The following is a 22,574-nucleotide window of genomic DNA, read 5'->3' as shown; positions in this document are numbered from 1 at the left end:
GAAGCGATGCCATGAGCGAGAACCAGCAGTGGGATGCCGTTGTGATCGGTTCCGGCATCGGTGGTTTGGTCACCGCCAGTCAGTTGGCGGCCAAGGGAGCCAAGACCCTCGTTTTGGAGCGGTATCTGATCCCCGGCGGCAGTGGTGGTGCCTTCAAACGCGAGGGCTACACCTTCGATGTGGGGGCCTCGATGATCTTCGGCTTCGGCAAGAAGGGTTTCACCAACCTGCTCACCCGGGCCCTTGCTGATGTGGGGGAGCAGTGCGACACCATCCCCGACCCCGCCCAGCTCGAGTACCACATGCCCGGTGGGCTGCGCATCGCGGTGGACCGCGACTACGAGCAGTTCATCGCCGACCTCACGGCGCGGTTTCCCCATGAGGCCGAGGGGATCCGCCGCTTCTACGACACCTGCTGGCAGGTGTTCAATTGCCTCGATGCCATGCCGCTTCTCTCGCTGGAGGATCCGGCCTACCTCACCAAGGTGTTCTTCAAGGCACCATTGGCCTGCCTGGGGCTGGCCCGCTGGCTGCCGTTCAACGTCGGAGCGGTGGCCCGGCAGCACATCAAAGACGAGCAGCTGCTCAAGTTCATCGATATCGAGTGCTTTTGCTGGTCGGTGATGCCGGCGGATCGCACGCCGATGATCAATGCCGGCATGGTGTTTTCCGATCGCCATGCGGGGGGAATCAACTACCCCAAGGGAGGCGTCGGCGTGATCGCCGAAAAGTTGGTGAAGGGATTGGAACGCCACGGCGGCGCCATTCGCTACAAGGCCCGAGTCACCGAGGTCTTGATCGAGAGCGATCAGGCGGTTGGCGTGAAGCTGGCCGATGGCGAGGTCATCCGCGCCAAGCGTGTGATCTCCAATGCAACCCGCTGGGACACCTTCTCGGGAGCGGGTGATGAGCAGCACCGCTCCGGCCAGGCCCTGGTGGATGCCGCCCACACGCCGGGCAAAGAGCAGTTCTGGCGCAAGCGTTATGTGCCTTCCCCTTCGTTCCTGTCGCTGCATCTGGGGGTTCGGGCTGACCTGATTCCGGCCGGCACCCACTGCCATCACCTCCTGCTCGAAGACTGGAACCGGATGGAGGACGAGCAGGGGGTGATCTTCGTGTCGATGCCCTCGCTGCTGGATCCGGATCTGGCCCCGGCCGGGCATCACATCGTTCACACCTTCACGCCCTCATCGATGGAGGCCTGGCAGGGACTGACCCCCAGCCAGTACCGCGAGAAAAAGGAGGCGGATGCGGCACGGTTGATCCAGCGCCTGGAGGCGATCCTTCCCGGCCTCGCCGATGCCATCACCCACAAGGAGATCGGTACGCCCCGCAGCCACCGGCGTTTTCTGGGTCGCTTTCAGGGCAGTTACGGCCCGATTCCGGCGATGCAACTGCCGGGACTGCTGCCGATGCCGTTCAACCGCACGGGATTGAAAAACCTCTACTGCGTGGGTGATTCCTGTTTCCCCGGCCAGGGCCTCAACGCTGTGGCCTTCAGTGGGTTTGCCTGTGCCCATCGGGTTGGGGCCGACCTCGGCCTGAACCCTTGGGCGCTGCCGGCCTGATCTTCTGCCTAGCGTGACCTTCCGTAGGAGTTGGGATGCCGCCTGAGTTTCAGCCGTCGTCGGACGACCTGGCCCGCTACCTCGAGCAGAGGGGAGAGCTGACCAAGCCCTGGAATCTGCAGATGCTGAGGCTCAAGAAGCTCAAGGAAGCCAAGGATTCGATGGATCCTCAGCTGTACCTCGAGAAGGTGCAGGAGGCCCATGCCGATCTGATGCGGCTTGGGCAGTTCTGGAAGGGGCGTGAACAGGAGGTGTTTGGTGGCATTTATCAGCCCTCTGAACTGATTGAACCGCTGCCCGGTTCTCCAGACGACCGATGAACGGGATGGAACGCTTCGGGTTATCGCCCCTGATCCGCTTCACCCTGCTCAGCCTTTACGGGGCCTTGGTGCTGCCCTTGCCGTTGCTGGCCCCTGCAGAGACTCGCTGGCTGTTGGTGGCAGGGCTGCTGCTGGGCTTGGTGTTGGTGATCGGTCTGTTGAGTGAACGGGTGGAGACCGATGCCGAAGGCATTCAGGTGCGTTACCCCGCCTGGATCCGCTGGTTGCTGCGGCGCGGCTGGTCGATGCGTTGGCAGGACATTCGGGCCCTGGTTCCCGTTGGCACCAGTCAGGGGGGAACGGTGTATTACGTGAAGGCAGCTGATCTGCGCCACCAGCTCCTGCCGCAACGCATTGAGCGCTTCGATCGATTCCTGGAGCTTCTGGCCGCCAACACCCCTGTGTCGACCAAGGGCATCGGGCGTCTGACCCCGCCCTGGACGTATCAGCTCTTGGCTGGATTGGCCGTGCTGATGATTGCCGGCGAAATGCTCACGTCTCTGGCGCTGGCCCAGGGCTGGATCAGTTTGCCGGCGGGTTATCCAGGCTGATCAGAGCTATTTCTTTCAACAGAAAAACCCGCCATTGCTGACAGGGTTGTGAGGGTGAGGTTTGGTCGGGTGCAATCTTTCAGCCATCAGCAATCCACTTGCATGTGGGCGATGGTGAGCAATGGAAGCATCCTGTTCTCCTCTCTGAGCACACCATCTCCGTTCCTGTCTGAGAGCAACTCCCCCGTTTGAGGGATTTGTTCACCAGCGGAGCTCCCCCATTCCAGGGACGTCATCCCACCAGCCACTCCCAATCCGGACGTGAAACGCTGTCTCGCTTCAGACCGGTATTGCCGCTTCGATCTCCCAGCCGTCGTTGAGCAGCTCTTCGGCTCGTTTCGGAGCCTCTTCAGAGGCAACATCGATGAGGAGAAATCTCTCGCCCTGGTTGCAATACAGCCTGGTTAATCCGATCACGGCGGGGGCTCCCGGGTGTCGACAGCGCCATGTTGACCCGGCTGCGCTGATCAAGCAATGAAGACGCTCCTGCAAACAACTCTTGATTTTGTCCAGATGTCTGGCGTTGCCATGGGTCGCTCAGACGTTGAAATCGATGCAGTTGTTCCGATCGGATGACAACCGAACTCACCAACCTCCCCTGCGGAACTGTTCAGATCAAAGTCTGCGCGAATCACCTCTGTGAATTGGGTTGGGTGACCTCGCACCATCTGGTTCCGACCAAAGAGGCTCAGCTGAAGCAGGCCCTGCGTCATCACAAGACGAATTAAGGACCTTCCAACGGCTTGAGCACCAAGGTTGTTTCGGGGTGGCGGTGATGGGCTCTGACCCCAGAATTCCAGTCGCTGACTGGAATGAATTCACTTGATTCAGCTGGATGGCAGATTGTCGAGGCTGAAGCGATAGCCCCGCTGACGCACGGTGGTAATTCCACCGCCCTCGCCAAGACCGGCCTGCTCCAGCTTGCGGCGCAGGGTCAGCACCTGAGTGTCCACCGAACGGGGGCCACCGCTGAAGGGAGGCCAGGCCATTCGCAGCAGTTCCTGTCGGCTTCGCACCAGCCCAGGCGGCATCAACAGCGCACAAAGCAGGGCAAATTCGCGGGGGCTGAGCTCCACCGGCTGCTCCCGCAGCGTCACCTGACGGAGGAGCAGATGAACCTCCAGAGGCCCAACGGTGACCCGCTCCTGCAGGCCGCTGTGCCCCCGCTTGAGCAGGGTGCGGCAGCGGGCGGCGAGTTCCTCGAGGCCAAAGGGTTTGCGCAGCACATCGTCTGCACCGTCATCCAGCAGGCCCACCACCGGTTCGGCTCCGGCCCGTGCAGTCAGCACAATGACCGGGCAACGCAGCTGCTCCGCTAAGCGCAGGGCGGAGCTGCGCTCCAGCAGTTCTGCACTCACCAGGAGATCGGGTGACTGTTCCTGACAGACCTCCAAAGCTTCAGCGGCACTGGCCACTGCTGCAGTGAGATGACCGTCCTGACGCAGTCGCTGCACCAGCACCGTGCGCAGGGTGGGGTGCGGTTCGACCACCAACACTCGCGAAGGTTCCTGACCGGTGCTTGCGCTTGGCATCACCACCGGATCGGTGCTGGCTGCAGACGCTTCCGCCGTGAGGTCGTGGGGAGTGGAGGTCACTGGATCGGCCCGGGCGCGCCTACGCTAAGCCGAAATTCCTGGCAGGCTGGTAGCAGGGGCTGCTGTTGTATCTCATGACATCACTCGACGAACCTGAAGCCATCCGCCATTTTCAATCGCTCTGCGATGCCTGTCAGGAGCTGACGACGAGATATCACACACCGTCGGAGCTGCGGCTGTACTCCGATGGCTACCTGCACGCATTGCGGAAGTCAGGATCGCTTGATCCCCGCTCTCAGCATCGTCTTGAGCAATTGATTGATCGCTGGATCCTGGATCCCTCCAGCTTTATTGGCCCTGACGGGGATGTGAGCAGCTTGTACATGCGCCAACCCCAGGGCTATTGAGTTAGCTAGCGAGAGCGATTTCCAGCTTTTCGCGAAGTTCTCCGGAGTTGTACATCTCGATCAGGATGTCGGAACCGCCGATGAATTCCCCTTTCACGTACACCTGGGGGATGGTGGGCCAGCTGGAAAACTCTTTGATTCCCTGACGAATCTCTGGATCAGAGAGAACGTCAAATGTCTCGAATGCCACACCGAGGGAGTGCAGGATCTGCACCACATTGTTTGAGAATCCGCACTGGGGCATCAGCTTGGAGCCCTTCATGAACACGAAGATCGGGCTGGAAGCGACCAGAGTTTCGATGCGAGCTTTGGTGGAGGGGTCCATCGTTGAGCGTTAGTTGGCGTTAAGCGGACGCAGCGTCCGAAGGGGTTGAGGTGTTGAGGGCGAGGGCGTGAATCGCTTCGCTGGCCAATTCCTGCTGCAGCGCGCCGTACACCATTTGATGCTGACGGATGCGTGAAAGGCCAGCAAAAGCAGACGACACCACAGTCACCTGGAGGTGATCACCGCCACCGGTGAGGTCTTCAACGGTGACGTTGGCGTCGGGAATGACCTGTTGGATCGCGGCTTCAACGGCATCCGGCTGCACCATGGCGGCGGTTGTGCAAAAGAGGACTGGCTCAGATGCTGACAGACCGGCTCATTGGCCGGCAGCCGATGCACCCCGGAATTCGGTTTCAACGAAGCCCAGTTCCAGCAGGCTTTGATAGGCCTTCTGACCCTGAGGCTTGGCCGGCGTCATCAGCTTGATGACCTCAACGAGGAGAGGAACAGCCATCTGCTGCTGGTTCTGACGGCGGAAGAGCGCAGCAAGCCTGAGATTTGTTTCCGCAAGAAGTGCTTGGGTCTCCCGCCCTTTCGTATCCATCTCACGGGGGATCCGCGCATCCAATCCGCGGAAGGAACCGCTGAGGTTGCGATAGAAGCCCAGAAGCAGGGTCGATGCTTCGCGAGCCTTGTCGTAATTCACACGGGCCTCTGCCAGGTCTCCTCGGCTAGCGGCTGCATCACCGCTGGCGATTGCTGCGCGAACGGCGTCTGGATTGAATCCACCTTGTTTCTGGGCGAGAACCTTGTCTTCGGATGACGTTTGGGCGATCCCAGCAGCGCCGGTCACGCCCAGGGTTGCCACCAGTGCAGCAGTCGTCAGCAATGCGCGACAACCCATGAAACCAGCAAGAAAACGTGGGCGGACTTTAGAAGCTTTGAAGCGGTCGGCCAACGGCAGCACGGGCCGCTTGTTCAGCCGTATGCATCGCCGCAGCGAGTTCGCTGTTGAACTGCCGCGTCGCTTCCCGGTCTCCCTTGGCTGGCACGCTGAGCGGTGCTCCGAAACAGAGCGCTGCCCGGCTGAAGGGCCGCGGTGGTGCCTGGCTGTAGCCCAAGCCAACGGGAACCACAGGAACTGAAACGCCGCGGCTCTGGGCCAGTTGGGCCAGACGCACCAGGCCGGGCCGCAGCTCAATCGCCGCGTCCTGCCGGTGAATCCTGCCTTCGGGGAACATCACCACTTGCTGTCCGTCGGCCAGCAGGTCGATGGCCAGACGCAGGGTGGTCATCGAAGGCCGTCCCTGGTCCACTGGGAAGCAGCCGAGCCGTTGTAGGAACCAGCCCTGCAGCCCCCGCATTTCGGTGGTGGTCACCATGAAGCGGCAGTCGCGGCCACTGACCCGACGGCCAGCGGCCATCGGCAGCATCAGGGCATCCCAGCGGGCGCGGTGCGTCGGTGCCAGCAGCACCGGGCCCTGATGGGGGAGATGCTCTGGGTTGAGCACCAGACGCTCACGGAATTGAAGGCGCAGCGCCAGATCCTGGGTGGTGAACATCGCCAGGGGGGCCCAGAAGCTGTCGATGCCGACACGCAGGCTGTTTTCTCGGGTCGCCAGGGCCGCTTGCAACGGGCTGATCGAATTCGGTGCCTGAGAACCTAAATCCCCCAGGCAAAGCTGCATAGGATCCGGCCAACGACTGCCCCGTCATGGCCAGCCTCGGCGTCAATATCGACCACATCGCCAACATCCGTGAAGCGCGGCGGACCGTCGAGCCAGACCCGGTGTCGATGGCACTGCTGGCCGAACTCGGTGGGGCCGATGGGATCACCGTGCATCTGAGGGAAGACCGGCGTCACATCCAGGATCGGGATGTGGAGTTGCTGCGCCAGACCGTGCGCTCCCGCCTCAACCTGGAAATGGCCGCCACCGAGGAGATGGTGGCGATTGCGCTGCGGATCAAGCCCGACATGGTCACCCTGGTGCCGGAACGGCGGGAGGAGGTCACCACGGAGGGGGGCCTGGATGTGGCCGGACAAGAGGCCTCCCTGGGGGGCATGGTGCAAACCCTTCAGGCCGCCGGGATACCTGTGAGCCTGTTTGTGGATCCGGAGGCCACCCAACTCCAGGCATGCAAAGCCACGGGGGCCTGCTGGGTGGAATTGCACACCGGGCGCTATGCCGATTCGGACTGGAGCACCCAGCCCCAGGAGCTGGCGCGCTTGCAGGAGGGGACGGCCATCGCCCGGCAGCTCGGTCTGCGGGTCAATGCCGGCCATGGCCTCACGTATCAGAACGTTGAGCCCATCGCGGCCATCCCTGGGATGGAAGAACTCAACATTGGCCACACGATCGTGGCCCGCTCTGTCGCCGTCGGACTGCAACAGGCTGTGCGGGATATGAAGGTCTTGGTTCAGAATCCCCGCCTTGATCCCCTTTTCGGACAGGCGCCCGGATGACCACCTATCACTTCGTTGCAGCCAGCGAGCGCTTCCTCACCGTGGAGGAGCCGTTGGAGGAAGTGCTGCGGGAGCGTCAGCGCAACTACGCCGAAACCGGCAAGACCATCGATTTCTGGCTGGTGAAGCAACCGGCTTTCCTCTCTTCTCCTGAGCTGGCTGAGCTCAAGGCAACCATTCCCCAGCCCGCTGCCGCTGTGGTGTCCACCGATCCCACCTTCATCACCTTCCTCAAACTCCGTTTGGAGTATGTGGCTGTGGGCACCTTTGAAGCTCCCTCCGCGGGGATTCCCGATGCCCTTGCCGGTGCCGTCTGATGAATCCCAGTTCCCTTCCGGTTCAGCAGCGCATTGCACTCCTGGTGCAGGCCCTCGATGGTGCGGAGAAAACCAACAAGGCATTGGCCACTTGTCCCGACGGGGACGCGATGGTGGACATCCTGCTGGGGGCTTCAGCAAAGCTGGGGTTGGGGCTGACCCGCCGTGATCTCACGGAGACGCCGCCGATTCGCGACTGGATCTGGTTCAAGAACAACGATCCCCTGGTCACCGTTGGTGATGCCAAGCCCCGCTACCGCCGGGAAACCCCCGAAAAACCCAAGCCAGACCCGATCCAACCCAAGGAGCGCAAGCGCTTTCTCGGTTTGTTCTGATCTGCATGCCGGATTCTTGGCGCTGCCTGGCTGAGCATCAGAATTGACACATCTCCAGGTTGTTGCTTTGAACCTGCACAGCCGCCGGCACTGGGTGATTGGAGATGTGCATGGCTGCCATCAGCCCCTATGCCAACTGCTCGCCACCCTGCCGCCGAACGACCATCTGGTCTTCTGCGGGGATGTGATCAACCGTGGTGAGGCCATTCCCGCCACGATGAATCTGGTCTGGGATCTGGTCCAGGCCGGCCGTGCCACATGGCTGCGCGGGAACCATGAGCAAGACCTCATTGATGCCCTGGAATCCAGGGACGGCTTGAGTCAGCACGCCACCTATGCCCAGTTGGGTGACAGCAGCGCTCGCCAATGGTTGCCGCGCCTGCAACAGCTCCCGCTCGTCTATCGCGGTGACGGTTGGTGCGCCACCCATGCCGGGTTCGATGCAGAGGGTCAACCGGATCTCTCCATTCGTGATCCCTTCTGGGAGGCCTATGACGGTCGTTTTGGTCAGGCTGTTGTGGGCCATACGCCCCGCCCCCAGGTGGAACGCCTTGGCGCGATTGTTCTGATCGACACCGGTGCGGTCTACGGCGGTTGTTTATCGGCCTACTGCCCGCAAACCGATGCGGTCGTTCAGGTTGAAGGAGCTGCAACCGATGCCGTGCTGGCTGGAGTTGGCCCTTGCTGACGGTTTATCGAAGCAACAGGGCTGAATTTCTGGCTCGCTTGCTCTCCCGTCAGTTGATCGAGCAGCAGCCGGGCCCCCTTGAAACGGTGGAGGTGATGGTCAACACCTGGCCCACCAGCCGATGGTTGGGGGAACAGCTGGCCACGGCCAACGGCATCAGTTCCCTGGTGCGCTTCCCCTTCCCGGGTAGTCGCCTGCGGCAGCTGGTGCGCCAGGTGCTGCATCTCCCCGCGCAGGAGGACGATCCCTGGCGGGCGGTCCAGCTGGTGTGGGCTGTGCTCGAGCTGCTGCCGGAGCTGTTGGAGCAGCCCGTCGCCCAGCCGCTACGGACCTGGCTTACCCAGCGTGAAGGAACCGCCTCGGGGTTGACGCGGGACCGTTGGCAGCTGGCACGCACCATCGCCGATGCCATGGACGATTACGCCCTCTACCGCCCCGATCAACTGGAGCAGTGGAAACGGCCGCGGCCAGATGACGACTGGCAGCCCGTGCTCTGGCGACTGCTGGCCCAACGGCTTCCCCGGGCTCCCTTTGGGCTGCAGGTGCGTGAGGCCGTAGATCGTCTCCGGCGAGGAGACGTTGATCCAGCCCTGCTGCCGGAGCGGCTGCGGCTGTTTGGCATCAGTGCCCTGGCACCGGTGCAGGTGGATCTGATTCAGGCCTTGTCCGGTCTGCTGGAGGTGGAGATCTACCTGCTCACCCCGTGTCCGGATCTGTGGCAGCGCTGCGGCAGTCGGCGTGCCTCGCTCGGGGATGACTGGCTGGTTCCGCCCGACGGGGGCTGGTTGGCGGAGGCGCCGCGCCTGGAGGCTGTTCTTGGGCGGATGGGTGCCGAATTTCAGCAGTTGCTGGAGGGCTCCGGTGAATCCCAGTTGGGGGAGCGACGCGAGGGGGATCTGTTTGCAGGTTCCCTGCAGATGGCCGCAGCGGAAGAGCGCCAACCCACCCTGCTCGATCAGCTTCAGCAGCAGCTGGTGGATGCCGACAGCGTCCCCGCACTGGAGCGTTCCTCCGACGATCAGTCGCTGTTGTTTCAGGCGGCACCGGGGCCTTGGCGGGAGGTGCAACTGGTGCGTGATCGCATCTTGCAGTGGCTGGCGGCCGATCCCGATCTCGCGCCCCGCGACGTGCTGGTGATGACGCCGCAGATTGAGCGCTATGCACCGCTGCTCAGCTCCGTGTTCAACGACACGGCGGCCATCGGTGTCGATTTGCCTTGGCGTCTCACCGACCGCAGTCAGCAGAGCAGTCCGGGGTTGTCGATGGCGATGTTCACGCTGCTGGAGCTGGCGGCCACACGCCTCACCGCCACGGGGCTGGAACGTCTGCTGGCCAATCCGGCCCTGCAGGGCCAGCAGGGACTCACGCCGGAGGAGGCGGTGTTGATCACCCAGACGCTGCAACGCAGCGGTTTTCGCTGGGGCTTGGATGCCCGCGAGCGGGGTGGGGATGAGGTGCACAGCCTGCGTTGGTGTCTCGACCGTTGGCTGCTGGGCTTGGTGCTGCCCGTGGAGCCGGGCCTGGCTCCAGCAGGGGCGGCACCGTTCCAGCAGGAGCTGGATCCGGATCGCCTGGTGCGCTGGTGGACGCTGCTGGACCGTTTGGCGCGGATGCTCGATCGCCTGCGACAGCCCCGGCCATGCCATGACTGGGTGCAGCTGCTGCAGACCCTGTTGCAGGAGCTGTTCGCTGAGGGTGGGGCCTGGGCCGATGAGTCGCAGAGCTGGGCGGCGGCCCTTGAGGAGTGGCGATTGCGGGCCCGAGACTGCCCCCTGGACCTCGATGCAGCCGTGGCCTTGGAGGTGTTGCAGGAGGCCTTGTCAGTGGACAGCGGTCGCTTCGGTCACCGCAGTGGCGCCCTCACTATCAGTGCCCTGGAGCCGATGCGGGCGATCCCCCACAAGGTGGTGGTTTTGATGGGCCTCGACAGCGCCGACTTTCCACGCCCGAGCCGCCGCCCTGGCTTTCACCTGCTCGAGCAGCAACGGCGCCTGGGGGATCCCCGCAGCAGCGACCAGGACCGCTACGTGCTGCTGGAGGCCTTGATGTCGGCACGCCGTCATCTGCTGATCAGCTGGTGCGGCCGGCTGGAGCGCACCGGTGAGCCCCAGCCGCCTGCTGCGCCGGTGGAACAGTGGCTTGCGGTGCTGCAGGAGCAGTTGCAACGGGCCGGTTCCTCCACGGAGGGGTTGTTGATCACGCCGGCGGCCAACCCCCTATCCCGAGAGAACTTTCGGCCCGAGGCGCCGCTCAGCTGTGATCGCCGCCAGCTGGAGGCCCGGCGCTGCCTGGATCGTGCTCCGGTGTCGGATCAGGTCCAGGGGCTGGCCTGGGCATCGCTCTGGCAGCCGGAGCTCAACAATGACGAGGCCGAGGGACGTGACGGAGACGACCTGGCCCTGGACCCTGAAGCCTTGCTGGCCTGGATGCAGCAGCCCCAGAAGGCCTGGTTGCAGGCACGGGGGTTGCGGCCTGGGGAAGGCATTGAGGCGGTGGAGGATCTTGAGGCGCTCGAGTTGGAGGGCCTGCAGCGCTATTTGCTGCTCAACCACGAGCTTGAGGAGCAGTTCATTCTTGGATCGGCTCCGGATTGGACGACGTCGCTGGCGGGCCAGGGTGTGCTGCCGGCGGGGGCTGGTGCGGCCCTTGAGCAAGAGGAACTGCAGCAGCGTTGGCAGGCCCTGCAACGGCAGCTGGCATCGCTTGGTCCCTGCCGCCGGGAGGTGCCTGTGCTCGCCGGCCTGCCGATGCCCCTGCTCTACGCCGGCAACACCCAGGTGGTGGTGCAGCCCGGCATGCTCACGGCCGCGGCGGTGATGCGCGGCTGGTTGCAGCATCTGTTGCTGTGCGCTGAGGGATTGGCGCCTGCTGCCGGCTCAGCGGTGGTGGCCCGCAGCACCCGGGTTGCCGGCGCCCAGGTGCACTTGCGCTGGTCGGCGTTGCCGACGGCTGAAGCCGAGCACCAGCTGCAGCAGCTGGCGCGGCTGGCGCAACAGGGGCTGGAGCGGTGCTGGCCGGTCCCCCCGAAGAGCGGCTGGCAGATGGTGGCCAAAGACCGGCGCAAACCGGGGGAGGGGCCGCAGGACTTCCGCAAGACCTGGCAGGACGAAGGGGCCACCCCGGTGATGCAGCTCTGCTTCGGCACGGAGATCGCTGCGGAGCAATTGATGGATGAGGCCGGATTCCAGGAGGCGTGTCAGCTGCTGTACGGCCCCCTTCTGGCCCAGCTGCGTTAGTCGAACAGCTCGTCGAGCATTTCGCGCATGCGTTCGTTGGAAATCACCATGGGCTCGCCGGCCTGACGGCGGAAGAAGTAGGCCCGATGTTCCTGGTTGATGCTTTCAACAGCGGCGGCTTTGCGCACCAGCAGCTGGGCCAATTTCTGACGACGTTCGGGGGACACAACAGGCCGTTGGCTTTCACCAACGTGTTGGTCTGATGGCCCCGCACCCGCACAAGCCCCTGTTCTCTCAAGGGTTGGGTTGCATCCGTTCACAAGCCCATAAAAAAAACGAGGGTTCTTCAGGCCCCCGCTCAGGTCGTCTTCTGTTCTGGGGTGTGACAACACCCAGTCCAGTTCGCAGCTTTCGCCGGCTGCTTTATGGAAGTTAACACTGGTTTTGAGGCCGAAGTTGAGCAGACTCCATCCATGGCCCAGCGCTTCGATGCGAACACCTACCCCCTCGGCCCTGGGGTCCGCCTGCTTGAGGCCAGCGCTGGCACCGGCAAAACCTTTGCTCTGGCGCATCTCTGCCTGCGGCTGATCACGGAGGCCGACCACGCCCTCGAAGCGTTGTTGGTGGTGACCTTCACCGATGCGGCGGCCGAAGAGCTGCGCTCCCGCATCGGCCAGCGGCTGCAACAGGCGTTGCAGGGTCTCGAGCAGCTGGAGCAGGGGATGGAGGCTTCCGCTCCAGACCCCGTCCTGGCGGACTGGCTGTCGGGTTCCGAACCAGGGGAGGCGCGTCAGCGGTGGATTCGGCGCTTGCTGGTGGCCCTGGAGCAGTTGGACCGGGCCGACATCACCACCATCCACGGCTTCTGCCGCCGCAGTCTGCGCCGTCTGGCCCTCAGCAACGCTGCGGCCATGGAGCCTCAGCTGGACACCGACGCCACCGCGCTCCAGGCCGAGGTGGTTCAGGACCTGTGGCAACAGGAGCTGCTCAACCTGCCGCCGGATCAGTTCAAGGCGTTGCGTCAACGCGGCCTCTCGCCCCAGTCCCTGCGCAGGGGGTTGGCGCAACTCGATGGCGAACAGCAGCCGCGGTTCAGGGCCTTTGATGGGGCGATCGATCTCGACCAGCCCCTCGCCCCACAGCTGGAGCACTGGCTGGCGCAGCTCTGGGACGACTTCGTGCCGCTCTGGCAGCGGGACCATGCCGCCCTGGATGCCGGGTTCCGTCAGGGGGCCGAGCAGTGGAAAGCCCAGGGCTGTGGAACCACCACCCCTTATTCGGCCAAGCCCAAGAGCGATCGCTGCGCCCAGATCAACCAGTGGCTGCATGGGCAGACCGCAGTGCCGTCACTGCTGGAGATTGCCGCCCATGAGAAGCCGTTGAAGGAGTACTTCCATCCCGGCAGTTGGTGCAAGGTCGCGCGCAAGTGCGGTGAGACCGACCCCAGCCTGGTGACGCCGGCCTTGCAGGCCGCTGTTGCGGCGCTCTGGGATGCACCGATTGAGCGCACCTGGCAGTACCTGCTGGAACGGGGTTTGCAGGAGCTGGACCGCCGCCGTCGACGCCGCGGGGTGATCACCTTTGGCGGTTTGTTGGCCGCCATGGACCCCGGTGATGGCGACGTTGCCTGGCTTGCCCCGCTGCAACAGCGCTACCGGGCGGTGATGGTGGATGAGTTTCAGGACACCGACCCTGTGCAGTGGCGCCTGCTGCAGCGGGCCTTCGGTGGTGGTGAACGCCACCTGCTGCTGATGGTGGGGGATCCCAAGCAGGCGATCTACCGGTTCCGGGGTGGTGATCTGGCCACCTACATGGCAGCGCGGGATCAGGTGGAGCGGATCGATCACCTGCTCGACAACTTCCGCACAACGGCACCGCTGATGGAGGGGTTGAACCGCTTGATGGCTCCGGGTCTCCTTCGATCTGAACTGCCTGTGCCCGCGGTGCAGCCCCGCAGCTCCGCCACCCCACCGCAGGATGCCCCGGCGTTGCAACTGCTGCTGCTCTCCACCGAGGCGCCCTCCAGCCGCAGTGCCCTGGAAGCAGAGCTGCCCCAGCGGCTCGCCGCGATGGTGCTGGAGCAACTGCAGCAACGGGACGACCTCACCCCCGAAGATCTCTGCGTGCTGGTGAGTCGTCATCAACAGGCCGAAGACCTGCGCCGCGCCCTTGGGGTCTGCGGACTCCCCACCCGCCTGGTGACTCAGGGGGATGTGCTCGACAGTGAAGCTGCCCTGCTGTTGCAGTGGTTCCTCGATGCCCTGGCGGAACCGGGCGATGACGCTCGCTTGCGTCTGCTGGCCTGCTCGGGACTGATGACCATCGCGCCCGATGCCCTGGAGCCGGCCCTGTTGGATCAGCTGGCGCTGCAGTTGCGCGGTTTGGCTGAGGCGATGCCGCGGTTGGGCCTGCTCGGGGCGCTGGCCGATCTGCTCAAGGGCGAACAGATGGCGGGGCTGTCGGAACGGGGCCGGATGCTGGGGGATCTGCAGCAGGCGGCACGGCTGGTGCAGGAGGCGATGCACCGCCAGGGGCTTGATGTGGCCACCGCTGCGGATTGGTTGCGGAGGGAGCGGTTGCACCCCAGCCAGCCGGTGCCTGAGGCTCGTCAGCCCCACAGCGATCAGGCCGACAGCGCCATCGCCGTGGTCACCGTCCACCGCAGCAAGGGTCTGGAATATCCGGTGGTGATCTGCCCCTACCTCTGGCAGTCCCCCCCCGCCGTGTCCGGTCCGCTCTGGCGTGACCCCCGCTCCGGAGAGTGCCTGGTGCGGGTGGATGTCCATTGGGGGGAGGGCTGGCAGGCGGCGCAACAGGCGCAGGGGGAGGCTGCGGCCGAGGCCGAGCGGCTGGCCTATGTGGCGATGACCCGAGCCCAATCCCAGTTGGTTCTGATCTGGGCCAGGGCCAATGGCCAGGAGGATTCCCCCCTGCCCGCCTGGTTGTTCGGTGCTGAGGCCGCTGGCGATGCGATCGATAGCCTCACCGATGAGCGGCTGAGCCAAGCCCTGGCGGAGCGGCAGGTTCCGATCAGCATCGCTGGCCTGGCCCAGAGCCAGCCCAGCGGCAAGCGTTGGCGGTCTCCGCTGCGGGCCGAGCCGTTGGCCCTTGGTTCCATCCCCAAGCGGATCGACCGGAGTTGGGGCCGGGCCAGTTATTCGGCCTGGATTGCCTCATCCGACGACGTTCAGCTGCATGAACAGGGTCGTGATCGCGATCCCGGCGCCGAGGAATCGATCTTGGCCGCGACAGAACTGGCATGGTCCGAGACGGGGCCGCTGGCGGCCTTTCCGCGTGGGGCCGGGGCCGGGGACTGCCTGCACCGGATCCTCGAACAGTTCCCCTTCTCTGCGGCGGAGGCCTCCGAGCCCCGCCAACGGCTCGAGCTGATCGCCGCCGAGTTGCGCCGGGCCGGGCTTGATCCCGATCTACAGAACGATGTGTTGTCGGGGTTGGAGCAGGTGTTGCAGACGCCCCTGGGGGGACCGCTGGGTGCGTTATCGCTGGATCGGCTGGGGCCGCACCAGCGCCTGCCCGAACTCAGTTTTGATCTGCCGGTGCAACACGTGCGCACGGCCGATCTGGTGGCCGCCTTCGGCTGTGATGCCGAGGCCCGTTTTGGCCGCACCTACAGCCCGGCGCTGGCATCGCTCTCGATCAACAGCCGTGGGTTTCTTACCGGTTCCATCGATCTGGTGTTCCAGGACCCTCAGCACCAACGCTGGTGGGTTCTCGACTGGAAGAGCAACTGGATCGGTGAACGGCGCACCGGTGCTGAGCCGGGGCTTTGTGGTCCGCATCACTACTCCCAGGAGGCGATGGAGGAGCAGATGTTGCACCACCACTACCCCCTGCAGGCCCACCTCTACCTGGTGGCTCTGCATCGCCATCTGCGTTGGCGGCTGCCGGATTACGACCCGGAGCAGCATCTGGGGGGCTACGTCTACTGCTTCTTGCGGGGGATGCCCGGAGCGGTGATTGCCTCTCCGGAAAATGCTGTTGGGCCGGGGCGCATCGTTGAACCCGTGCCGCTCAATCGCATCGCGGCCCTGGATCGAGCCCTGGGGGAGGTGCCGGAGTGACGGAGCTGCTGCCCCAGGGAACCAGCACCTGGCCCTCCAGCTTCACGGCCGGACTCCATGCCGCCCTGCGGCGACGGATCCCGCCCCGGGCTGATGGCTCCGCCTTGGAGGAGCTCAGCCGCGATCTGGTGCTGGCCTTGGAGCAGGGGGAGTTGACGGTGGCGTTGACGCCGGAGCGGCTGGCCGCTGCCCAAGCCAGTGGATGGCTGGAGGGGGATGCCTCCCCCCTGCTGCTTCAGGGTGATCGGCTGGGCTGGCGCCGCTGGTTGCTGGCCATGGAGCAGGTGGTGGCTGAGCTGGTGGAGCGGGCCAAGGCTCCGCTTCCTCAACCCGTCGAGGCTGCTGATCCCGAGCTGTCGGATCGTCTCAACGCTGAACAGTGCGCCGCCGTGCGCGCCCTGGATCAGGCCTCGGTGGTGCTGCTCAGCGGTGGTCCGGGCACGGGCAAAACCAGCACGGTGGTGGAGATTCTGGCCCGGGCGGAAGCCCGCCATCCCGGCCTGCGCATCGGTTTGGCGGCCCCCACCGGCAAGGCGGCCCGGCGCCTGGGGGAGGCGGTGATGGCGCAGCGGGCTCCGTTGCCCTGCAGCACCCTCCACCGCTGGTTGGAGGCCGGAAGCCGTGGCTTCGGCAGGCACCGCCAGCGTCCCCTGGAGCTGGATCTGCTGGTGATCGACGAGATGTCGATGCTGGATCTGGCCTTGACCCAGGCCCTGCTGGAGGCGTTGCCCAGTGGGTGCCGGCTGCTGTTGGTGGGGGATCCAGCCCAGCTGCCGCCGGTGGGGAGTGGAGCGGTCTGGCATCGGCTTCAGCAGCCGGACGTGCGCGGCCGTTTCGGTGCCGGCGCCGTGCATCTGGAGCGCACCTACCGCAACCGCGGTGCCCTGGCCCAGGTGGCGCAACAGCTGCGCCAGGGGGATCTGCAGGCCTTTGCCGCGGATCTGGCCGCCTTGCCTGAGCAGGCCAATCTTCAGGTGCATCCCTGGCCCTTGCGTCGTTTCCCTGCCTTGGTTCGCCAGCGCTGGAATCAGCGCCTTCAGCAGCTTCAGGCGCTGACGGTTGATCTCGACCGCTGCACCGAGCAGGAGCTGATGGCGGCGTCCCGGCCCTTGTTTGCGTTGCTCGAGCAGGACCTGTTGCTCTGTCCACGTCGCCGGGGGCCGTGGAGCCTTGATGATGTGCACCGCACGCTGCTGGGGGCCAATGCCGCCGGCAAGGTCGAGCGTTGGCCGATCGGCTTGCCGGTGATCTGCGGCAGCAACCAACCGGAACTCGGCTTGGCCAATGGCGACCTCGGGGTTGTGATCGGGGCAGGCTCTGAACGACGCCTGTTGTTCCAGGTGGTGGATCCGGACGGCCAGTTGCAGGTGCGCCGTTTGCATCCAGCCCGTTTGCGGCGTCTGGAGCCGGCGGTTGCGCTCACCATCCATCGGGCCCAGGGCAGTGAGGCGGATCGGGTGATCGTGCTCTGGCCAGACCCTCTTGAGGACGGCCCGGCTGAAGAACATCAACGCCGATTGCTGTACACAGCCATCACCCGTGCCCGTGCCAGCCTTGATCTGGTGGCGCTGATCTGACGCGGGTGGACTGATGCGGGTTGAGCGTCCCTGGGGCTGGTACGAATCGCTCACCAAGGGGGACAACTATTTGGTCAAACGGCTGCTGGTTCGTGCCGGTCAGCAGTTATCACTGCAGCGGCATCGTCATCGCAGCGAAAGTTGGACCGTGGTGTCTGGCTCGGGGGCTCTGCTCTGCGGAGAGACCTGGCACGCCGCCAGCGCGGGCGTCATGCTCTCGATCCCCTGCGGCGCTGTGCATCGCGCCCGTGCAGACCGGTCAGATCTGCTGATTCTGGAAGTTCAGCACGGTGATGATCTGCGGGAAGACGACATCGAACGGCTGCAGGATGATTACGGCCGGGTGATAACTTGATGGCCAACCTTTGAAGCGTAGGCAACACAACCAGAGCGCAACTCTTACGTTGCAGGGAGGTTGTGAGCCTGATTTCAGAGATCAATCAGGCGAAGCCACCTTCATGACTGAACAGCAACAGCAGCGCGACGATTCCGCCTGCGCAGTGGATCTTTCTGCGTCCGATCTGCCGGAATCCAACACCAATGCTGAGGTGTTCACCACCACCATCACATCGGCTGAACCGGAATCCGGTTTTGCCGGTTTTGGTTTCAGTGAGGCCCTGCTCCGCACCCTGGCGGACAAGGGATACAGCGAACCTTCTCCCATTCAGAAGGCGGCCTTCCCCGAGCTGATGCTCGGCCGCGATTTGGTGGGGCAGGCCCAGACCGGCACCGGCAAGACAGCAGCCTTTGCCCTGCCGTTGCTCGAGCGTCTCGAGAGCGGCCAGAAAACCCCCCAGGCCCTCGTGCTCGCCCCCACACGGGAGCTGGCGATGCAGGTGGCCGAATCGTTCAAGGCCTATTCCGCCGGCCATCCCCATCTGAAGGTGCTGGCGGTGTACGGCGGCACGGATTTCCGCTCCCAGATCAGTGCCCTCAGGCGCGGGGTTGATGTGGTGGTGGGCACCCCCGGCCGGGTGATGGACCACATGCGTCAGGGCACGCTCGACACCAGCGGTCTGCGCAGCCTGGTGCTCGATGAAGCGGACGAAATGCTCCGCATGGGCTTCATCGACGATGTGGAGTGGATCCTCGATCAGCTCCCTGAGCAGCGTCAGGTGGTGCTGTTCTCCGCGACGATGCCTCCTGAGATCCGTCGCCTGTCCAAGCGTTATCTCAAGGATCCGGCTGAGGTCACGATCCGCACCAAGGATCAGGAAGGCAAGCGGATCCGCCAGCGTTCGATCACGGTGCCGATGCCGCACAAGCTCGAGGCCCTGCAGCGGGTTCTCGATGCCTGTGGTGGTGAGGGTGTGATCATCTTTGCCCGCACCAAGGCGATCACCCTGACCGTGGCCGAAACCCTTGAGGCCGGTGGCCATCAGGTGGCGGTGCTCAATGGCGATGTTCCCCAGAACCAACGGGAACGCACCGTGGAGCGGCTGCGCAGTGGATCGGTCGACATCCTTGTGGCCACCGACGTTGCAGCACGGGGTCTCGATGTGGAGCGCATCGGCCTTGTGATCAACTACGACATGCCGTTCGACAGCGAGGCCTACGTGCACCGCATTGGCCGGACGGGCCGGGCTGGGCGCACCGGCGAAGCGGTTCTGTTCGTGACTCCACGGGAACGCCGTTTCATCCGCAACCTCGAGCGCGCCACGGGCCAACCGATCGAAGCGATGGAGGTGCCCGGCAACACGGCCATCAACCAGGGACGGCTGGACCGCCTGCGCAAGCGTTTGAGTGATGCGGCCCAATCCCAACGCCCTGATGCCGATGAAGCGGCCCTGCTCCAGGAGTTGATGCAGCGGGTGGCCACGGAGCTTGAGCTCAGCCCCGAGCAGCTGGCCATGGCGGCGCTCAACCTGGCCATCGGCCCTGATGCCCTGCTCCGCAAGGGCGACGACGACTGGATTCAGAACACCCGTCGCAACGACCGCGACCGCGATCGCCATTCAGGGGACCGCCGTGAACGGCGCGAGCGTCCGGCACGGGCTCCTGAGGAGAACATGCAGCGCTACCGCGTTGAGGTGGGTCACCGCGATCGGGTCAAACCCGGAAACCTGGTGGGTGCCATCGCCGGCGAGACCGGTCTGCAGGGCCGGATGATCGGCCGCATCCAGATTTTTGACAATCACAGCCTGGTGGATCTTCCCAAGGGCATGCCGGAAGATGTGTTCAACAGCCTTCAGCGCCTGCGCGTGATGAACCGCGAACTGCAAATCAGCAAGGCCTCTTGATGCGTGTGCTGTTGGCCGTTGGTCTGATGTCGGCTCCCCTGGCTGCTTCAGCCTCGGACAACAGCTTGATCACTCAGTTCTGCAAAACGGCCGTTAAGGCCGAGCTTCATAGGGCTGGGACCGTTCCTCCGGAGGGAATGGTGGATGACACCTGCCGTTGTTTTCTCGCCGAGGTGCAGAACGGGGCGGGGATTCAGACGGCCCAGGCCACCTGCAAGGACAACGCTGCCGAGACCTACGGCCTCTGATCTCCGGGGATCAAAAACCGTCAGAGATGGCTCACCTGAACGGTGGTCTCCGGCTGAAGCAGGGCTAATTTTTCCACCACCTGAATCAGCTCGATCTGCTCGCTCGGCGTGGCTTGCCGGATCAAGTTGTTGAGCAGCACAAGCTTGTCCAGCGGATCCAGTTCTCCGTCGGCGGTCCAAGCCAGGGCTTGGAAACAAAGGCCGTCGAATGTCATCTCTCTCCTGCGTCAGGGTCTTCTGACAATGGAGTGGATGGCTCGGTTGCTGGCGAGTCTTCGCAATTGCTTCTTTTTTTTGTGTTGATTCGTGCGACTGCCCTGTAACGTCATCGGGTTCAAGCTTGAGCACTGGCCCTTTCCGAGCTTTCGGAACCAGCTCAAGCGACTGAACACGTTCAACGGTTCCACGGTCCATGACCATCTACATCGGCAATCTTTCGTTCCAGGCGGAGCAGGAGCACCTCTTCGATCTCTTCAGTGAGTACGGCGAGGTCAAGAACTGCAGCCTGCCCCTGGATCGTGAGACCGGCCGCAAACGCGGTTTCGCCTTCGTCGAAATGGTCAACGATGCCGATGAGCAGAAAGCCATCGACGATCTTCAGGACGTGGAGTGGATGGGCCGCATGATCCGCGTCAGCAAAGCCACCCCTCGGGAGCGCTCCGGCGGCCCCCGTGGTGGTGGCGGCGGTTACCGCGGCTGAGGCTCAGGCCTCGGCCTCCATCAGGTCCAATTCCATTTCACGCAAGCTCAGCCGACGCAGCACGCCATTGCTGCTGTTGGCTGAGCTTTCCTGATGCTCACGGGCGTCCTGGAACTGGGGCAAGACAGCCCGCAGTCCGCGGCGTTTCTGCCGCGCCAGGTAGCGATGAAAGCGGTTGAACGACCTTGATCGGCTCATGGCACCTCCTTCAGTTGTGGTTCCGTTGTAGTGCGTCTTCAGGGGTGAAAACCGTGTCGGAACGAACCCTCAGGAAAGCTTCAGGAAATCGCTCCCCCTTGATGCGGTTGTTGCGCCATCTGGCGCCGCAGCGCCGCCTGGTGGTTGCAGCTGTGATCTGCTCCCTGCTCAACAAGCTGTTCGATCTGGCCCCGCCGATCTTGATCGGCTTGGCCGTGGATGTTGTGTTGCTCAAGGAGCAATCCGTGCTGGCGGGTTTCGGTCTGAAGACCGCCGGCCAGCAACTGTGGGGTCTGGCCCTGCTCACTTTTGTGATCTGGGCGGCGGAGTCGCTGTTCGAATACCTCTACGACGTGCTCTGGCGCAACCTGGCGCAAACCACTCAGCACAGCCTCAGGCTCGAGGCCTACGACCATCTGCAGAAGCTGGAGCTGGGCTTTTTCGAGCAGGACAGCACCGGTCGCCTGATGGCGGTGCTCAATGACGACATCAACCAGCTCGAACGGTTTCTGGATCGGGGTGCCAACCAGATCCTGCAGTTGATCACCACCGTGCTGGTGGTGGGCATCGGCATGGCGATGGTGGCGCCGGAGGTGGCCCTGTTCGCCTATCTGCCGATTCCGGTGATTCTCTGGGGATCGCTGCATTTCCAGCGCCAGCTGGCGCCGCGCTACCGGGAGGTGCGGGCCCGGTCGGGCGACCTCGCCTCCAGGCTCGCCAACAATCTGGGGGGGATGCTCACGATCAAGAGCTTCACCGCTGAGGGTCTGGAACTTGAGCGCCTGCGGGCGGAAAGCCTGGCCTACCGCCAGAGCAATGCCCGGGCGATTCGTCTCTCGGCGGCCTTCATTCCCTTGATTCGCTTCGCGATTCTGTTCGCCTTCCTGGCGATTCTGTTAATCGGTGGGTTCAAGGCCCTGGCCGGGGAACTGCCGGTGGCCACCTACAGCGTTCTGGTGTTCATCACCCAGCGGCTGCTCTGGCCGCTCACCGCCATTGGCCGCACCCTCGATGAGTACCAGCGCTCGATGGCCTCCACGCAACGGGTGCTCGATCTGATCGATACGCCGGTGTTGATCCAGGGAGGAACGGTGCCGGTGGATCCGCAGCGGCTGCGGGGTGAGATTCGCTTTGAAGCGGTGGATTTCGCCTATGCCGGCCGATCAACGCTGCTGAAGGGCTTCAATCTCACCGTGCCAGCGGGATCGACCCTCGGCATTGTTGGGGCGACGGGGTCTGGCAAGAGCACCGTGGTGAAGCTGTTGTTGCGGCTCTATGAGCGCAATGGCGGACGCATCTGTCTGGATGGAGTCCCCATCGACACCCTGCAACTGCAGGACCTGCGCCGCTGCATCGCCCTGGTGAGTCAGGACGTCTACCTCTTCCACGGCACCGTGGCCGAAAACATCGCCTATGGCGTTGCAGATCCCGATCCGGTGGCGATTGAGCAGGCCGCTCGCCTGGCGGAAGCCGCTGGCTTCATCGACGCCTTGCCCCAGGGTTACGACACCCTGGTGGGGGAGCGAGGGCAGCGCCTCTCCGGAGGACAGCGCCAGCGCATCGCTTTGGCCCGCGCCATCCTCAAGGATGCGCCGGTGCTGGTGCTCGATGAAGCCACCGCTGCGGTGGACAACGACACCGAAGCCGCCATCCAGCGCTCCTTGGCGCAGATCACCCAGCACCGCACCACCGTGGTGATCGCCCACCGGCTCAGCACGGTGCGCCATGCCGACTGGATTGTGGTGATGGATCAGGGCCGGATTGTGGAGCAGGGCAGTCACGACAGCCTTGTGGACCAGGGCGGGATCTACACCAACCTCTGGCAGGTCCAGGCCGGCGAAGGGCTTATCGCTTCCTGAAGCAGCTGTTGTTGCCGGCAGATCCCGCGACCATGCTGGGTCCG

General features: G+C 64.1%; 24 protein-coding genes. 16 read left to right on the top strand and 8 right to left on the bottom strand.

Features of this window, described 5'->3' with window-relative positions; translation table 11 throughout:
* Positions 1–11: 11 nt before the first annotated feature.
* From crtH to SynM161_RS07645, 3 genes are read left to right on the top strand one after another with little or no spacing between them, the layout of a single operon-like run.
* Positions 12–1,568, top strand: coding sequence for a carotenoid isomerase (gene crtH, locus SynM161_RS07655; RefSeq protein WP_186540684.1), 1,557 nt, complete (start codon positions 12–14; stop codon positions 1,566–1,568).
* A 35-nt stretch (positions 1,569–1,603) separates the two neighbouring features.
* The gene (locus SynM161_RS07650) at positions 1,604–1,888 is read left to right on the top strand and encodes a hypothetical protein (protein WP_186540682.1); all 285 of its coding nucleotides are present in this window, start codon (positions 1,604–1,606) and stop codon (positions 1,886–1,888) included.
* Positions 1,885–2,439 carry a hypothetical protein gene (locus SynM161_RS07645; protein ID WP_186540680.1) on the top strand — a complete coding sequence of 185 codons (555 nt, stop codon included), beginning with the start codon at positions 1,885–1,887 and terminating at the stop codon, positions 2,437–2,439. The genes SynM161_RS07650 and SynM161_RS07645 overlap by 4 nt, the downstream gene beginning before the upstream one ends.
* Positions 2,440–3,266: 827 nt before the next feature.
* On the opposite strand, the gene SynM161_RS07640 is transcribed toward SynM161_RS07645, so the two are convergent.
* Positions 3,267–4,034 (bottom strand): response regulator transcription factor, encoded by a 768-nt coding sequence (locus SynM161_RS07640; protein ID WP_186540678.1) that lies wholly within the window; start codon positions 4,032–4,034, stop codon positions 3,267–3,269.
* A gap of 74 nt (positions 4,035–4,108) precedes the next feature.
* Between SynM161_RS07640 and SynM161_RS07635 the strand changes: the two genes are divergently transcribed.
* The gene (locus SynM161_RS07635; RefSeq protein WP_186540677.1) at positions 4,109–4,381 is read left to right on the top strand and encodes a DUF6761 family protein; all 273 of its coding nucleotides are present in this window, start codon (positions 4,109–4,111) and stop codon (positions 4,379–4,381) included.
* A 1-nt stretch (position 4,382) separates the two neighbouring features.
* Here the strand turns inward: SynM161_RS07635 and grxD are convergent, their stop codons facing one another.
* From grxD to SynM161_RS07615, 4 genes are read right to left on the bottom strand one after another with little or no spacing between them, the layout of a single operon-like run.
* On the bottom strand, positions 4,383–4,706 hold the full coding sequence (gene grxD / locus SynM161_RS07630; RefSeq protein WP_006851683.1) for a Grx4 family monothiol glutaredoxin: 324 nt from the start codon (positions 4,704–4,706) through the stop codon (positions 4,383–4,385).
* A 19-nt stretch (positions 4,707–4,725) separates the two neighbouring features.
* Positions 4,726–4,974: a BolA family protein gene (locus tag SynM161_RS07625; protein ID WP_114987834.1), complete on the bottom strand. Its 249-nt coding sequence runs from the start codon at positions 4,972–4,974 to the stop codon at positions 4,726–4,728.
* A gap of 48 nt (positions 4,975–5,022) precedes the next feature.
* Entirely contained in the window at positions 5,023–5,550 is a 528-nt protein-coding gene (locus SynM161_RS07620; protein WP_186540675.1) for a hypothetical protein, read from the bottom strand.
* 28 nt (positions 5,551–5,578) lie between these two features.
* Positions 5,579–6,334: a 1-acyl-sn-glycerol-3-phosphate acyltransferase gene (locus tag SynM161_RS07615; RefSeq protein ID WP_186540673.1), complete on the bottom strand. Its 756-nt coding sequence runs from the start codon at positions 6,332–6,334 to the stop codon at positions 5,579–5,581.
* Positions 6,335–6,360: 26 nt separating this feature from the next.
* Between SynM161_RS07615 and SynM161_RS07610 the strand changes: the two genes are divergently transcribed.
* The 5 genes from SynM161_RS07610 (at position 6,361) to SynM161_RS07590 (ending at position 11,686) form a co-directional block, all read left to right on the top strand.
* On the top strand, positions 6,361–7,110 hold the full coding sequence (locus SynM161_RS07610) for a pyridoxine 5'-phosphate synthase (protein WP_186540670.1): 750 nt from the start codon (positions 6,361–6,363) through the stop codon (positions 7,108–7,110).
* The gene (locus SynM161_RS07605; RefSeq protein ID WP_114987831.1) at positions 7,107–7,427 is read left to right on the top strand and encodes an MgPME-cyclase complex family protein; all 321 of its coding nucleotides are present in this window, start codon (positions 7,107–7,109) and stop codon (positions 7,425–7,427) included. Before SynM161_RS07610 ends, SynM161_RS07605 begins: the two co-directional genes overlap by 4 nt.
* Positions 7,427–7,762, top strand: a complete 336-nt coding sequence (locus SynM161_RS07600; RefSeq protein ID WP_186540668.1) for a hypothetical protein — start codon at positions 7,427–7,429, stop codon at positions 7,760–7,762. The genes SynM161_RS07605 and SynM161_RS07600 overlap by 1 nt, the downstream gene beginning before the upstream one ends.
* 67 nt (positions 7,763–7,829) lie before the next feature.
* A complete protein-coding gene (locus SynM161_RS07595) occupies positions 7,830–8,450 on the top strand; it encodes a metallophosphoesterase (RefSeq protein ID WP_186542607.1) in 621 nt (206 codons plus the stop codon).
* The gene (locus SynM161_RS07590; RefSeq protein ID WP_186540666.1) at positions 8,444–11,686 is read left to right on the top strand and encodes an exodeoxyribonuclease V subunit gamma; all 3,243 of its coding nucleotides are present in this window, start codon (positions 8,444–8,446) and stop codon (positions 11,684–11,686) included. Before SynM161_RS07595 ends, SynM161_RS07590 begins: the two co-directional genes overlap by 7 nt.
* Here SynM161_RS07590 and SynM161_RS12105 read toward each other — a convergent pair.
* A complete protein-coding gene (locus tag SynM161_RS12105; protein WP_006851171.1) occupies positions 11,683–11,853 on the bottom strand; it encodes a hypothetical protein in 171 nt (56 codons plus the stop codon). The genes SynM161_RS07590 and SynM161_RS12105 overlap by 4 nt on opposite strands.
* A gap of 198 nt (positions 11,854–12,051) precedes the next feature.
* On the opposite strand from SynM161_RS12105, the gene SynM161_RS07580 reads away from it, so the two are divergent.
* From SynM161_RS07580 to SynM161_RS07560, 5 genes are all read left to right on the top strand, one after another.
* The gene (locus SynM161_RS07580) at positions 12,052–15,708 is read left to right on the top strand and encodes a UvrD-helicase domain-containing protein (RefSeq protein ID WP_255441742.1); all 3,657 of its coding nucleotides are present in this window, start codon (positions 12,052–12,054) and stop codon (positions 15,706–15,708) included.
* The gene (locus SynM161_RS07575; protein WP_186540664.1) at positions 15,705–17,285 is read left to right on the top strand and encodes an ATP-dependent RecD-like DNA helicase; all 1,581 of its coding nucleotides are present in this window, start codon (positions 15,705–15,707) and stop codon (positions 17,283–17,285) included. The genes SynM161_RS07580 and SynM161_RS07575 overlap by 4 nt, the downstream gene beginning before the upstream one ends.
* A 13-nt stretch (positions 17,286–17,298) precedes the next feature.
* Positions 17,299–17,640 carry a phosphomannose isomerase type II C-terminal cupin domain gene (locus SynM161_RS07570; RefSeq protein WP_186540662.1) on the top strand — a complete coding sequence of 114 codons (342 nt, stop codon included), beginning with the start codon at positions 17,299–17,301 and terminating at the stop codon, positions 17,638–17,640.
* 103 nt (positions 17,641–17,743) lie between these two features.
* Positions 17,744–19,525 (top strand): DEAD/DEAH box helicase, encoded by a 1,782-nt coding sequence (locus SynM161_RS07565; protein ID WP_115162210.1) that lies wholly within the window; start codon positions 17,744–17,746, stop codon positions 19,523–19,525.
* Entirely contained in the window at positions 19,525–19,773 is a 249-nt protein-coding gene (locus SynM161_RS07560) for a hypothetical protein (protein WP_186540661.1), read from the top strand. The genes SynM161_RS07565 and SynM161_RS07560 overlap by 1 nt, the downstream gene beginning before the upstream one ends.
* Positions 19,774–19,793: 20 nt before the next feature.
* On the opposite strand, the gene SynM161_RS07555 is transcribed toward SynM161_RS07560, so the two are convergent.
* Positions 19,794–19,988 (bottom strand): hypothetical protein, encoded by a 195-nt coding sequence (locus SynM161_RS07555; protein ID WP_186540659.1) that lies wholly within the window; start codon positions 19,986–19,988, stop codon positions 19,794–19,796.
* A 197-nt stretch (positions 19,989–20,185) separates the two neighbouring features.
* Between SynM161_RS07555 and SynM161_RS07550 the strand changes: the two genes are divergently transcribed.
* Positions 20,186–20,473, top strand: a complete 288-nt coding sequence (locus SynM161_RS07550; RefSeq protein ID WP_011364605.1) for an RNA-binding protein — start codon at positions 20,186–20,188, stop codon at positions 20,471–20,473.
* Positions 20,474–20,476: 3 nt separating this feature from the next.
* Here the strand turns inward: SynM161_RS07550 and SynM161_RS07545 are convergent, their stop codons facing one another.
* Positions 20,477–20,671, bottom strand: a complete 195-nt coding sequence (locus SynM161_RS07545; RefSeq protein WP_186540657.1) for a hypothetical protein — start codon at positions 20,669–20,671, stop codon at positions 20,477–20,479.
* A 101-nt stretch (positions 20,672–20,772) separates the two neighbouring features.
* Between SynM161_RS07545 and SynM161_RS07540 the strand changes: the two genes are divergently transcribed.
* Positions 20,773–22,530 carry an ABC transporter ATP-binding protein gene (locus SynM161_RS07540; RefSeq protein ID WP_186540655.1) on the top strand — a complete coding sequence of 586 codons (1,758 nt, stop codon included), beginning with the start codon at positions 20,773–20,775 and terminating at the stop codon, positions 22,528–22,530.
* The last annotated feature ends 44 nt before the right edge of the window (positions 22,531–22,574 follow it).

Source organism: Synechococcus sp. M16.1 (assembly GCF_014279895.1).
Taxonomy (GTDB): Bacteria; Cyanobacteriota; Cyanobacteriia; order PCC-6307; family Cyanobiaceae; genus Parasynechococcus.
Note: the sequence above shows the minus strand (reverse complement) of the source record. Positions and strands in the feature narration are given on the sequence as shown.